This window comes from Acidobacteriota bacterium, assembly GCA_034211275.1.
Taxonomy (GTDB): domain Bacteria; phylum Acidobacteriota; class Thermoanaerobaculia; order Multivoradales; family JAHZIX01; genus JAGQSE01.
On record JAXHTF010000059.1, the window covers coordinates 1 to 13,308 of the forward strand.

9 protein-coding genes are annotated in these 13,308 nt (G+C 64.5%); all 9 read right to left on the reverse strand.

Annotated features, from left to right (window positions below):
• Window positions 1-13: 13 nt before the first annotated feature.
• Entirely contained in the window at window positions 14-760 is a 747-nt protein-coding gene (locus SX243_11565; GenBank protein MDY7093597.1) for an HNH endonuclease, read from the reverse strand.
• Between the two features lie 1,158 nt (window positions 761-1,918).
• A complete protein-coding gene (locus SX243_11570; protein ID MDY7093598.1) occupies window positions 1,919-2,491 on the reverse strand; it encodes a class I SAM-dependent methyltransferase in 573 nt (190 codons plus the stop codon).
• Between the two features lie 86 nt (window positions 2,492-2,577).
• On the reverse strand, window positions 2,578-2,925 hold the full coding sequence (locus tag SX243_11575) for a DUF3024 domain-containing protein (protein MDY7093599.1): 348 nt from the start codon (window positions 2,923-2,925) through the stop codon (window positions 2,578-2,580).
• A gap of 107 nt (window positions 2,926-3,032) precedes the next feature.
• The gene (locus tag SX243_11580) at window positions 3,033-4,196 is read right to left on the reverse strand and encodes a hypothetical protein (protein MDY7093600.1); all 1,164 of its coding nucleotides are present in this window, start codon (window positions 4,194-4,196) and stop codon (window positions 3,033-3,035) included.
• A gap of 1,169 nt (window positions 4,197-5,365) precedes the next feature.
• Window positions 5,366-6,418 (reverse strand): DUF5700 domain-containing putative Zn-dependent protease, encoded by a 1,053-nt coding sequence (locus tag SX243_11585; protein ID MDY7093601.1) that lies wholly within the window; start codon window positions 6,416-6,418, stop codon window positions 5,366-5,368.
• Window positions 6,419-6,673: 255 nt separating this feature from the next.
• A complete protein-coding gene (locus SX243_11590; GenBank protein ID MDY7093602.1) occupies window positions 6,674-7,876 on the reverse strand; it encodes a hypothetical protein in 1,203 nt (400 codons plus the stop codon).
• A 134-nt stretch (window positions 7,877-8,010) separates the two neighbouring features.
• Window positions 8,011-8,856 carry a hypothetical protein gene (locus SX243_11595; protein ID MDY7093603.1) on the reverse strand — a complete coding sequence of 282 codons (846 nt, stop codon included), beginning with the start codon at window positions 8,854-8,856 and terminating at the stop codon, window positions 8,011-8,013.
• 222 nt (window positions 8,857-9,078) lie between these two features.
• Window positions 9,079-12,060: an AAA family ATPase gene (locus tag SX243_11600; protein MDY7093604.1), complete on the reverse strand. Its 2,982-nt coding sequence runs from the start codon at window positions 12,058-12,060 to the stop codon at window positions 9,079-9,081.
• A 423-nt stretch (window positions 12,061-12,483) separates the two neighbouring features.
• Window positions 12,484-13,203, reverse strand: a complete 720-nt coding sequence (locus SX243_11605) for an isoprenylcysteine carboxylmethyltransferase family protein (GenBank protein MDY7093605.1) — start codon at window positions 13,201-13,203, stop codon at window positions 12,484-12,486.
• Window positions 13,204-13,308: the final 105 nt, after the last annotated feature.

A 13,308-nucleotide genomic window follows, 5' to 3' on the forward strand; every position in this document is an offset into this window, starting at 1 on the left:
AGAGGCCGCCCCCTCATGCTGGGGCCTCATTTGGCATGATCCCGAGGATATCGCGTGCCTCAGACAGGGGCAGCCACACGCCAGCAGCCACTATGGCCCGATGTAGAAGCCGGTGACAACAGGCGCAGAGCAACGCCACGTCAGTCAGTCTGACTTGGCGCTCTCCGCGAGTTTCGGCAAAGGGAACAAGGTGATGCACTTCGAAGGCTGCGTCTTCAAACGCTGGATCTCGACAGGTCGACCTGGATCCGCAAAGTTCGCAGCTCAAAGGTTGCTGGCGCCGGCGGTGAGATGCCAGGACGCGTGAACGGAGCCTTCGATCGCGCTCTCTCGCTTGGTGAACTTGTGTAAGTAGCCGGCCCTCATAGAACAGTTCTCGCCGGTCTTCCTCAATGTAAGCCAAGTCTATGTAGTCAGCAGCTGAGCGAATCAGATCTGCAAGGCGTGCAACCTCTTCCGGCTGGTCGCCCAACTCGGACCACACCTCTCGATCCATTGCCGAAACGTGTTCAAGGCCTGCGCCTGTCGCAACCTGTCGGAGGTTCTGCAGCTTGAACGACACTCCAGCCGGGTTTCGAAAGGTTCGGTTCATATGACGGTGACGGTGAAATGGCAGTCTTCGCAGAAGCGCCGAGAGTCCCTGGACCTCCTGACTCGTCTGGGAAGGTATTTCCCCCCCGGAGCGGAAGTAGAGGTCCAACGCCAAGATCGTCTCATCTCGGTTCCATCTCGGATTGCCATGGCCCTGTGTACGTGCCATTATCTCAAGAGGCTCCAGATTCAACGACTCCCGCCACAATTCGCCTATACGACATCCGCGAGTCGCCCCTCAAGGTCTCACTCTCCTTCAAAGTTACGCTTTTCCTTCATGATACGCGTTCTCCGGAGCCACCGTCAATCGCCAGACTTGTCCGATAGGCCAGCCGGAAGAGCACCTGTCGCGTAGTTTCCGCCTATGCGACATCCCTTGTCACTGAGGCGCCTCAAAGGCAGAGCCAGCCCCCCGCGATCAGGGCCACCGAGGTGGCCCCAGCAGTGCCTATGCGACAAGAACCGCTGCCGGATAGGCAGATAGCTGGTTGTTCGCATAGGCGCTGCCGGATAGGCAGTCGAGCCCACGGTGGCTCAGCCAAGCCAGCAGAGCTCTTCACCCATTGACATGGCTCAGCTGAGCTGTCGTCAGGCTGAAGAGCCCACACAACTTAGAGCGTAGCGGGCTACAGATTCAGGTCAGATTCCGGCGAGAAGGAGCCGTCGAGGACCGCGGCTTCCTGCGGGCGGACGTGGGCATGGGCAACGCCGGGCATGGCCCTGCATTGCGGCCATGGGGATTCACCCCAGCGGCGCTTCAGGAGGCCAATGCTGCCGTGGGTGCCGAAGCCCCCGTCGCGGCGATCTTGATCAGATCGACTCCGTGCTTGCTGTGCACCCTCGTCGCTCTTCGAACCGCGTCGGCCCCATCGGCCACTCCATCCGCTACTGGAGCTTGCGTTCTAGGGCGGGCGTGAGGATCAAACCCAAAGCCGCCCCGAGGACGAGGCCGGTACCTGCACTGCCGAGGGCGGCCCCGAAGATCATTCCGGCACCTGCGCCGAGGGCTATGCTCTTACTCTTGAGGCCTGGGCCTCTATCTGACTGCTCGCTCATTCGATTCTCCTTCCACACCCAACTCTCTGCGATGATCAGGGGCGGTCCATTGTCGGTCTCACGCTCCGGTTCTAGGACCCCCAAGGAAATTGATCCATCGGGGGCACCTATAAGAACCTACGAGAGACTATCCACCTTAGATTCAACGACACCCGCAACGACCTTCCCATACGACCTCTGCACCCGGCCCTCAGACCTCGAGCTGCTGCCAGGCACCTCCTGCTTGCTCACGGCTTCGGGTGTTCGCACTGGCAGCCAAGCTCGGCACGGCTCAAGCCACCTTCTCGGCGACATAGACGTGGTTGTCCCCGGGGTCGTTGAAGTGGGTCTTCAGCTCCATCCCCGATCGCTCCAGCAGCTCCCGGTATCCGTCCGCGCCCAACGAGACGTAGTGGAACGCCACTCCATTCATCTCCCCCTGCTTCGAACCCTGCACATCTCCCGAGGTAAAGAAAAACTGCCCGCCGGGCTTCAACCAATCCGAAACCTGCCGTACCACGGCTCGCTGGTCGTCTTCTGATAGGTGGAAGAGCACGCCCCAGGCCACCACCGCATCGAAGGACTCGGCGGCGAAGTGGGCGTCTTGGATCCGCCCGCAGCGGGCGGGGACGCTCGGAAACGCGGCGCGGTAGCGTTCGATCATCTCCAACGAGCTATCCAACGCCACCACGTCGAAGCCTTCCTGGAGCAGGAACCGAGAGATCGGGATGCCGTTGCCACAGCCGAGATCGAGCACCCGCGCGTGGGGCGGCAAGCCACGGGCAAAGTCTGCGAGCTCGGGAATGCCGACCTCGGGATCCCGGGCTGTGGCGTACCACTCGGCGATTTGGTCGTATTCGCGCATAGCAGGCGGCTCGACTTTCCCCACGGGCCGATCAGGCACTCAGCACAGAGAGAATCGTGGGCCGGGTGAACGCTCGATGCCCTGCCTCACCCGAAAAAACACGAGAATTCGTCCGCCTCCACCAAGGCCAGGAACTCCTCCACCGAATGGACCTCCCGGGCAGGATCGTAGGGATGCCACTTGAGGTCCGCTCGCTGCCAATAGACCTTCCAAATCCCCGTCCTCTTGACATAGGTCGCCTTGGCGATGGCGGACTCGATGGTCTGAGACGGATCGTTCCACCGGGGACGGATCTCGAAAAGCTCGAGACTCTGCCCTGTGATGCGGTACCCAAAATCGAGCTTGGGGCGAATGTGGGCCGGCGGCCGGCGACGATCCATGAATCCGGCGACCGCCCGCTCCACTCGTTTTGTCTCGAACTCACTCAGCGCCATCTCAGCAAAATCTCATGGTTCCGTTGTGGTGAGGACCAACCCTCGAAGCCGTTGCCCCGGCCCCAAGCCTCTTTTCCTTTCCGATCCCCCGTCCGTCTGATCCCCCGTCAAGGAGCATCCACAGAATACACCGCCGGGTCGAAGATCTTGATGCGGCGCACGATCTCCTCCTCGCTGTCCGTCAATGCCAGCAGCTCGCCGTACATGTGGCCCTGGGCCACCGCGGAGAGAAGCGGCCAGACCGGACGCTTCTCCGTCCACCAACGCTCACCCAGCAGGATCATCGGTGAGCACACGCGATGCCCTCCGTACTCGTTGATGTAGTGATTCTGCGCCGCGTCCTGAAAGATCTCCTGGGTCGTGCCGGCGCTCCCCGGTGCAAAGATCACCCCGTGCTTCGCGATGGCCAGCAGGCCGTCCTCGCGAACGCTGTTGGCGAAGTATTTGGCGATATGGGTCGCAAAGGGCGCCGGTGGCTCGTGGCCGTAGAGCCAGGTGGGAATCCCGACACTCCGGCACTGCTCCTCGTCACCCTGGCTGAGCGGAAACTCCTCCCTCACGCGCCAGGCCCGGTGGAGCCAGTCCTCGTCCTTGTACTCCTGCCCCGGCTGGGCCCCGTCCGGGCGCGGCTCGAGCAGGTCGATGGCTTCGGCAAGCGCGGCCTCGCTGCGGCTCGCGAAGTAGGCACCGAGGTGCGTCGCCTCCATGGCTCCCGGCCCCCCACCGCTCACCATCAAGAACCCCTCTCGGGTCAAGGTCCTCGCCACTCTGGCGGTGCTGGCGTAGAAAGGATCACTCCGCTCCATCCCGTGCCCACCCATCACCGCCACCACCCGCTGACCGGCGATCACCTCTTCGAGGGCGTCGGTGATGGAGTGGTCGTGGAGCCGGCGGGCCAGGCTCACATCGATGGTTCTGGGTGTCTTCCCCTGCTCGACGTATTGCCGATAGATGCCCGCATCGTGGGTGTCTTGGTAGGTCTTGTCCAGATCAAACCCCGCAAAGAGCTCGTCGACGGAATAGAGCTCCTTGCGGTGCACCTTGAATTTGAGGTCGGGAACGACGGGGATGACCGTGCCTCCGCTGAGCACAATATGGCCTGCCGCCTTCGCTTCGAGGTCACAGCCCAGGAAGAGCGAGCCTGGGAATCCATGCTTCAGAATGGACCTGCGGTAGCTCTTGAGATCCAGGGCCTGAATCGCGGCGGGATTCGCCTCGGGGTTCTGCTTCAACCAGGTCTTGAAGTCCCGGATGCTGTCGATTTCTTTCATCTCGATGGGTCTCTTGGGGCTGCTGGAGAGTCGGCCTGCACCGGTCTGCCGATCCTGTATCGAGTTGGCAGCCCTTGGCCAAGGTCAAGCGCCCGGTGCAGCGATTGGTGGGGGCGCACGCCACAGCTCCACGGTACCCGTTCCGTAGTCTCCCACGACCAGCCACCTGCGCGGCAGATCTGGCAGATGAGCCCTGAGTGGCGAGGATGCCAACATTCTCTGAGCGTTCTCGACCAACACTCCCCATTCATTCTCGCATCGCCGCGAGCTGGGCTCCGAATCGACCACCTCACAGAGCAGGCAGGCAGGGGTCGGACGCAACGCGATCGCCTCCTCGAACAGAACGACCCCCGCACCCGAAGCAAGAACTTCCTCCGCCAGCCTCAACCTCTGCTCCGAGGCGTTGGCGTCGATCGAAAGAGCGTCTCGGTATGCGGACATAATGCTTATCTTTGCTTGGTTGGCGTCGAGCGTTCGCTTCCAACGATGGGTTGTGCAGCAGCTATTCTCATCACCCACTCAAGATCCCGACGAATGCGAGGATCGTGCTCATGGTCGGCACAGCGGCGCCAGCCGGCACACCGGAGCCCCAGAGAGGCGGAGACATCTAGCCCGGGGCGACAGGGCGCCCCCAAGCCCCGGAGAGGCAGAAGCATCTAGGGTACGCGATCCAAAGATTTCCCTAGCAGCCCCGGAGGGGCGACGGCATCTAGCCCGGGGCGCGAGCCCCGGGTAGGCGACCCGACGAATTCCCTAGCCCCGGAGGGGCGACAGCAACTCTCGCTCCTCCTCGGACCCCAACATCCCTCGACCATCGACCGTCCTGAGGCCCAGATATGGTCCTTATCGTAGTCGATGTCGTTTAATTCGAGAAGCTCAACGAACTCCTCTGGAAACGTTTGCTTTCGATGTTGATGCGCTGGGTTCCGAATACAGCGACTGACATAAGCAGCCATGGGCTCGCCGACTGTGAATGCACCGTATCCGGCATGGTTAGCCTTCCTTTGGAATGGGCGTTACTGTCGCCCCTCCGGGGCTTTGGTTGCTGATGTCCCAAGACCCGGGGCTCGCGCCCCGGGCTAGATGCCTCCGCCCCTCCGGGGCTGGTTTGGGTTGCCCTTCCACAAGCACGGTGGCCATCGCTACCTCGCCTTGCCCGAAGCCCCCCGCTACGGGTCGAGGAGCGCCAGCAGCGACGATGACCAGAGCGGGAGATCCCCACCGGCGCGGTTCCGCTCCTGTGCGGCGGCGTTGTACGTCGCCATCAGACGCCGCGGGTCGCACATCACCTCGATCAGCCGCTCGCGCCCAAAGGCCTCCTCGATGGTCACCGCCATCTTCCAGCCTACGGTGTACCACGGCCCCTGAACGCCGAAGAACTCCATGGCGGCGGCCCGCACGGCGTCGGGGTCCGAGAGCCGCCCCTCCGCCACGTCGAGCAAGAACATCTCGACCCGGCGCAGGTCCGCCTCCACATTGGCGACATCGCGGTCCCAGCGCGCCCTCTCTTCCGCCGAGCTCGCTGCGTGGGGGTGGACGCTAGGCCCGCCCGCCGCTGCCAGCATGGCCAGCCCCTCCCCGAAGGCCCCCGCCCACCTCACGGCCGTCCGTACCCGATCCGTGAGCTCCGAATCCGCGGCTCCGCAGGCAGCCGCGTAGCCGATGTGATGGAGCTCGTGGGCCAGCGTATTCTCCAGCTTCGCCCGGGGAACGGTGGGATCCAGGTGAATGAAGATGGCCGGGTCGCTCTCCACCTCGAAGACGAAGGAGTTGGGCCGCGGCTTGATGGCGGGATACAACGTGGCGCGGAGCTTGGTTCCCGCCGGAAGGTACGCCAAGGCACGCCCTGCAGCCCCGGTGAGGTCCGCCTGACGCCAGTCCGCCACCGCCTCCGCAAGCGCCGGCGCGGAGGCCACCACGGGGTCGGAGAGCAGGAACTCCTGGAAGGCGGAGTCCTGAAACTCTCGCCCCATCGATCGCTCGCGCTGCTGCAAACGGCGGTACCCTTCGCTCTCGAAGAGTCTCCCCCAAGCCTCCTCGGCCACCGGCTCTCCCGCCCGATGGGCGTGCAGGATCGCGAGAGCGGCGTCCGCCTCGTCCGTCTCCATCCGAACGTCCACGGCGGCGGCCCCCGCCTCCTGAGAGGCTCCCAAGGGCGCGGTGGACAACGCCACGAGGATCATCCCGGCGAATGCAACGACAAGGCTGACTCGATAGACCATGGTTCCATCTCCTCCTTGTCCCCGGAAACGCCCGAGCGGCGAGATTGTTCCTCCTCGTGTCGCCGGACGGACCTGATGAGCCCTGCCTTTGCTAGCTCCTGCTGTGTGGCCCGTGACGGCTCCTCAGGGCGCTGGCGATTGCGGCAACGGCGTGTTGGGCAGCCTCGAGTTGATGCCCAGCAAACCGGGTCGAACTCAGGGATCGGGGCGGCCCTCCACTCAATCGCAGCGCGGCTCCACGCTCACCCGGGCCTGTCAAGGGTTTAGGTTGATCGGACCGCCGGGCATCTCGAGGAGGCGCTGGAAGCCTCCGAGAAACCGATTGGGCTCCGCTCCAATATCGGCACACGGGACGGTGTTGAGGTCCAGGACGCGGGTCCCTTCCCCACCGCCGGCGATGATCTGGTTGTCGCAGCTCGGCAGACCGGAGCGAGAGTTCGTTCCGACAAAGGGGCCGATGAAATACTCGTTGCTGCGCACGTGGAATCGATTGTTGGCGACGGCGGCCCCGGTCGCGCTGAGCAGACCGATCCCAGCATCCACATCCTCGATCTCGTTGCGCACTACTTGGACGCCGGGGACGGCTCCAAGGACCGCGATGCCGACTGCCGGCGGGGGAAAGCGGATGCCAGAGATCCGGTTGCCCACAACCTGTACATCTTCGGCATCCTGCACGACCAGGCCCGCCGGTTGGCCGACCACGACATCACGCACGCTGTTGTCGACGAAAGTCAGCCTCCTGGCACGGACCAAGAAGGGGGCTGCCCCGGTCATCTCGTTGCCTCGGACCGTGCCGCCCACGACGGGCCCGTGGGGGATCAAGAGAGAGCCGCCCTCGGTGTCCGTACATCGGGTGGAGCTCCCCTGGATGGCCACGGAAACCGGCTTGCCAGGGGAATCGGATCCCACGCCGATCACGTTGTCCTCGATGCGCAGATTCCGTGTGTCGCCGTAGATCTCGGGACCGCGAGGCACGTCCTCGAATTCACAGCTCTCCACCTCCAACCCGACCAACAGACCGTCGGTCGTGACGAAGTCGCAGTTCTCATCGGCCTGCCAGCCAGGAGTGGCCTCGATGGGAGAGTGGAGGTAGCGGAACCGCAGGTTGGCGACGCGCACCCCTCGAACCGTGCCGTCGAACGGGCCGATCCGGATCCCGGCACCGAAGGAGTCGGAGCTGCCCCGGATCGTGGCCGGCTCCTCGCCGGCGGCCCCGACGATCTCGACGGAGCGGGTCACAGTCACCGCTTGGTCGCCGTCGAGCCGCCAGGTGCCCCGCAACTCGAGGGTGCTCACGTCCGGATTGTCCAGGAGCTCTTGGAGCGTCGCCGGATCGGTGCTCGGATCGTTCGCCCCGGTTCGCGTGACGGTATCCCCGGCTCGGGCCGCGGAGGATTGGAAGCTCGCGAGCATTAAACTCACGATGAGCAAAAAGTGGTGGGAAAATCGATGGCGCATGAGGTACCTCCTTCGAGGTCATTCGTTCTTTCCGTGCTTCAGACCGGCCAGGGTAAGCAGCGGCGCAGTCACCGGTGCCCGTCAAGGCGTCCGGTGACTACACCGTCTGTTAGCCGATGGATGTTCTTCGTTGATCAGTGCAGTGGGACACCCATGGCGACGTAGCCCACGCTCTCCGCCTTGTGCCTACCCTGGCTCTCGGCCTCTTGCAGCCGAATCTCGGCTTTCAACGGGTCGGTCTCGCGCTGCCTGGTGACCACGGCATGGGATCCGTTATAGGTTTGGCAGTGCGTCACCAGAACAGGGCGTCCTGAGCCGCAGGTGTTGCCCAGATCCACCTCCTGCCACGTGTGATTGACGTTGGTCAGCTCGCCGACCACCAGGTAGGGATCCTCGCTGTAGCGTAGAGCGTGAACACCTTTCTTGAGGACCACCACGCCCACACGTTCGCCAGCATGCCGCTGATCGTAGGTGGGCCACTCTTCCAACTTCAAGTAGAAGCCTGGAGCCCCTGAAGCAGGGTGCTCCTTCCTGATTCGCGGATGAACAGGCTGAGAGCCGTTGTAGGTCAGAACCTGTGCAAAAACCACACTGTCATCGACGGAGAATCTGGTTGGAATGGGAAGAGCCATCCAGGAGTCCGCATCAGGCTGATGAACGTCGAGAAAGCCTGCGTAGCCGATTTCCTCGTGGTCACTGTTTTGTATCCACATCGGCGCAAAAGCAATATGGCCGACCGTCTCAGCCGCGTGCCGTACCTCGGTGTCGTCGGATCGTTCCTCTTCGATCTTCACATCAAAGCTCCGCTTGCTCAGAGACCTCGCCCGCACCCCTGCCGTATCGGAACCGTTAAAGGTCTGCATTGCAGCGATGACGACCGGCCGGTCGTGACCTGAGGGCAGGGCCAGGTCCGAAATCGCGGCGGTAGTCCATTCGTGAGTTACATCGTCCGTCCGTCCGTACTTGATACCGTTGCTCATTGCATTCCTCCTGCCTTGTCTTGATTGGTACGATGACTTCTCATCGTCTTCTTCACAAAGAATTGCCCTTCTGAGTTCGGGTCACTGCGGGCTTCGCAGCGCGCCCATCGGGCGATTCGAAATCCGAGGCGACCATGCGCCCCGAGTCACACAATCGAGGAGAACAGTTGGCGGGAGGGTGGGTCCTGAACCGAACCTGAACGAACTGTGAACGCCGGGCAGCTAGAGGGACACCGCGAACCCGAGGCGGCGCCACGCGCGCCTCGACTCGCTCTCGAGCTCCTTCGCCCGTGCGCTGTCCTCCGGCCGCCCTCGACGGGCGAGCATCCAGGCTCGCCAGCGGAGGACCGCGGGACCTTCGAGGAGGTTCGGCATCGCCTCGCACTCCTCTTCTGCGCGGTCGAAGTGGCCTGCGGCCACGTCCCAGCGGCGGGCGCAAGCGGCCGAGATCCCGGCGATGCGGGCGAATGAGACGCTGCTCCAGAGCGGCACGACGGCGCCGGTGTGGGCTCGGCCGTGGAGAACGAGGGGATGCAGCGCCGCCGCTCCATCGATCTCTCCGAGGAGCGCCAGGCTCTCGACGGCGGCGAGGAGCAGGTGCCAAGAGCCAGCCCGCGCCGGGCGGCCGAGCTCGGGCAGGAGGTGATCGTGAGCCGTCAAGACGTCGAGGGCGGCGCGATCCCCTCGCTGGGCCAGCAGCAGGATCTGAACCGCCAGCGCGATGCCCTTGCCTGCCCAGTCGGGCTCGTCGGCCCGGGCTTCTCGGAGGCGGGTTTCCGCCTCGGCATCGTCTCCCCGCCACCAGGCTGCTCGTGCGAGCTCGACGAGGCTCAGGGCCGGGGCCCACGGGATCCCCGCTCCGCGTGCGGATTCCAAACGACGCCTCGCCCCGCCGACGAACGGCTCCAGCTCCCCGGACTCGAGCAGCCGCCGATGGGCCCGGGTGTGGTCGAGGAGGAGGCTAACCCCCACCTGGCCGACGCGCTCGGCCATCCGCTCGACCTCCGGCTCCCAGACCTGCATCTCGTCCAGCCTTCCGAGACAGAACAACGCCATGGGAACCAACCCCAGGGCAGGAACGAAGTCCCAGAGATGCTCGGTCCCGCGCAGGAGCTCGACGCTCCGCCGCCCCAGGGTGAGCTGCCTTTCTACGCGCATTTGATGGAGGTCGGACATGGCCCGATGGAAGGACGCGACGCCCAGCAGCTCGGGCTCGCCCAGCCGCCGGGCGACCGAGTCGGCCTCGTCGAGGATCGGCTCTCCCTCGTCGAAGCGCCCGGCCTCGCTGTGCCCCAGGCCCGCGATGCACAGCATGTGGACTCGTTCGGCACTGGGCTCCGGCCCCACGAGGGCGAGCCCCCTCTCCCCCAAGGCCGTGGCCTCGTCCCACCGTGCCTGCCAGAGGGCCACGATGGCCATCCCCTTGCAAGTATGGGTCAGGGATTCCGCGTCTCCGAGCTCCTCGAAGAGGGGGATCGCTTGCCACCAGTCCCGGAGGGCCTCCTCCCAGCGCAGCAGACTGCGAAGGGCCGAGCCCCGCAGGAAGAGAACCCGAGCCCGCGTCGGGCGGTCCCCGTCCGCAACCCGTGGCAGCGCCCGGTCGAGGAATCGAAGAGCGTCCTCGGAAGCCGTCCCCTCGAGCGCCCGCTCCGCGGCGAGGATCAAGTACCGGACGGCCTTGTCGGAACGGGCAGAGTTGCCGGCGGCCTCGAGATGGGAGACGACCTCCCCGGCCCGCGACTCGACGTCCGGGTACAACGCCTCCATTGCCTCGACGACCCGCAGGTGCATCGTGCGCTGCCGCACGAGGGAGAGCTGCGAGAGGAGGGAGTGGCGGATCAGATCGTGGGCGAATTCGTAGCGGAGCTCGGGGCCTGCGGTCCTGGGGACGATCAGGCCGGCGGCCTCCGCCTCGTCCACCCCCGCGGCGAGGTCCTCCTGGTGGTCCAGATCCGTCAAGAAGCAGGCCACCTGCGGATCGAAGGTCCGGCCCGCAATGGATGCCGCCGTCAGAAACTCCCGGGTCGACTCTCTCAGTCGGCCGACTCGCTGCAGGATCACGACCCGGACGCTCTCCGGGACCTCGACCCGCGACCCTGGGAGCCTGCCCCAACGCTCCGCGGCGGAGTGCTCGCCGCCGCCCTGAAGGATGACGTGCCGATAGAGCTCCTCGACGAAAAACGGATAACCCTCCGTCGTCCGCTCGAAGAAGTCGACGGCCTCGTCCGGCGGCTGCGTCCCGGAGAGTCCCTCGAGGAGCTCCGCCATCTCCTGCCTCGAAAGAGGGCCGAGGGGCAGTTGCCGACCGATTCGCTGACGCAGCAGCTCGGCCAAGACCCGGCGGAACGGCGCCTCCCGACCGAGCTCCGCATCCCGGAAGGTGCCCAGGATCAAGACCTTCAGCCGAGCAACCTCCCACGCCAGGTGGCGCAGGAGACGGCAGGTCGCCTCGTCGGCCCACTGCAGGTCGTCCAGCAGCAAACACAGCGGGCTCGTCTCGCTGCACCGCTCGAGGAATTCGAGGAAGGCGTTGAACAGGTACCGCCGCTGCTGCTCCGGGGGGAGCTCCGCGGGGGCCGGGAGATCCGGGAACTCGGTTCGCAGGCTCGGGACCATGCGGGCTATCGAAGCGGCGGACTCCTCCCCGAGCATGGCCCGGAAGGTAGCCCGAGGGACGATTCGGGACGCCCGCTCCACCGCCTCGACGAAGGGAAGTAGCGGAAGAGGCTCTACATCCTCGGAACAGCGTCCTACCAAGGCGAGGAAGTGCCGGTTCGTGGCCGTCTGCAAGACCTCTTCGGCCAAACGCGTCTTGCCGATCCCCGGTTCCCCGGCGAGAAAGAGCACCCCGCCCCGCCCGTCCTCGGCCTGGTCGAGCGCTGCCAGCAGCTCGCCTATCTCGGATTCCCGGCCGATGAACGGCGAACGCCGGCCGGCCGCTCCGTCTCCGCCTCCCCCTCCGCCGGAAGCTCGCCGGCGGGGCGCTACCAGCAGGCGGTAGCCCCGCCGAGGCACCGTTTCGATGACCTCCGGCGAGCGGAAATCGTCCCCGAACGCCCGACGAAGCTGGGCGATCGCCTGGGTGACGATCTCCTCCCCCACCCAAACCCCCTTCCACACCTCGTCCATCAGCTCCTGTCGAGAGCACACCTCCCGAGGACGACGGGCGAGCGCCAGCAGCACCTCCATCGACTTCGGCTTCACCCGCACTCTTCCCTCCGGCCCCTGGATCTCTCCCGACTCCGGCCACACCGCGTGCGGCCCGAAGGTCAGCTCTCCTCTAGGGTCCGGCTGGTTCAAAACACGCCGGCAACCGGAGCTCCGAAGGGGATCATCGTTGCCCTTTCTATACTTCTCCCAAAGACCATAACGCCACAACGGGTTTCCCGACCATTCTCACACACTTGAGAAATGAGTTTGAAAAGCAAACTTTTCCAACTCGAAGGCGTGCCTAGGATCTGCCGGGGAAGCAGAGGCGGGCTCGACGCTCTTGAGGCATCTGGAGAAGCTCTTAGAAACGGCGTACTGGGGAACTGGGGGAACCGGAGTGATTCGCTAAAAGACACCGTGCTTCGGGCTGGGAGCTGGATCCCACTCTCCGATCCGGGAAACTCCCCCGCAGGCTTCTCAGTAGATCCCCGGGATCAACCGATAGCGCACGCGTCGCGCATAGTCTCGATAGCCGGGCAGCTCTTCCTGCAACGTCCGGTCTTCCAGCACGGTCCGAATCACCGTGATGATCAATGCCACCGCTGCAGGAACCAATGCCCAGACCGAGCTCAAAGCCAGAACAATTCCGAAGAGTGGAGGAATGTTTCCGGCATACCCCGGATGCCGCACATACCGGTAGGGGCCCGTGTCGCACACCGTATGACCTCGCTCGGTCTGAATGCGCACCATGCTGGAGAAGAACCGGTTCTCTGCCAAGGCCCAGGAAGCGAAAGCGTATCCGAACGCGATCAGCAGGAAGCCCACCCCGAGGGCCCAGAGCGGAAATTCGGGAGACCATCCATAGCGGTGGTCCAGCCCCGCGACGATGACCATCGGAAAGACGAGACTCACCGCCATCAGCGGGGCCAGCACTTTGTCCCAAGCCTTTGCGTTCTGGACAGTCTCAACATTCTGCCGTTCCGCCATCAACCCGGGATGGCGCCGTTCCGCCCACACCCGTCCCCCGACCCCAGCGGCAACGATCAGCAGAGCGTAGAGCCACCCCTGCCACCAACCGAGGTCCCCTCCGCACAAAAATAGGACCAGCGGGATCAGGAGATAGGCAACCACCAAGCGCATCCACTGGCGAGGGGATGCTTTTTGATCTGCCTGTTCAGGAAGCGTTCCTTTTTTCATGTCCGTTGCGAGAGTGAAGCGGGTTTGAGTGGATGCCTCACCCTAGGAGCTGGCTGAAAAGGTCAGCCGCAAGCGAGAGCCGCTCGGAGCGCGGCGCGGATTTTT

Excerpts from the sequence above, each read along its gene's own strand:
- SX243_11580 (MDY7093600.1), bottom strand. The coding sequence starts at position 4,196 with ATGAAAGAAATCGACAGCATCCGGGACTTCAAGACCTGGTTGAAGCAG.
- SX243_11605 (MDY7093605.1), bottom strand. The coding sequence starts at position 13,203 with ATGAAAAAAGGAACGCTTCCTGAACAGGCAGATCAAAAAGCATCCCCT.
- SX243_11585 (MDY7093601.1), bottom strand. The coding sequence starts at position 6,418 with ATGGTCTATCGAGTCAGCCTTGTCGTTGCATTCGCCGGGATGATCCTC.
- SX243_11595 (MDY7093603.1), bottom strand. The coding sequence starts at position 8,856 with ATGAGCAACGGTATCAAGTACGGACGGACGGACGATGTAACTCACGAA.
- SX243_11570 (MDY7093598.1), bottom strand. The coding sequence starts at position 2,491 with ATGCGCGAATACGACCAAATCGCCGAGTGGTACGCCACAGCCCGGGAT.
- SX243_11590 (MDY7093602.1), bottom strand. The coding sequence starts at position 7,876 with ATGCGCCATCGATTTTCCCACCACTTTTTGCTCATCGTGAGTTTAATG.
- SX243_11565 (MDY7093597.1), bottom strand. The coding sequence starts at position 760 with ATGGCACGTACACAGGGCCATGGCAATCCGAGATGGAACCGAGATGAG.
- SX243_11575 (MDY7093599.1), bottom strand. The coding sequence starts at position 2,925 with ATGGCGCTGAGTGAGTTCGAGACAAAACGAGTGGAGCGGGCGGTCGCC.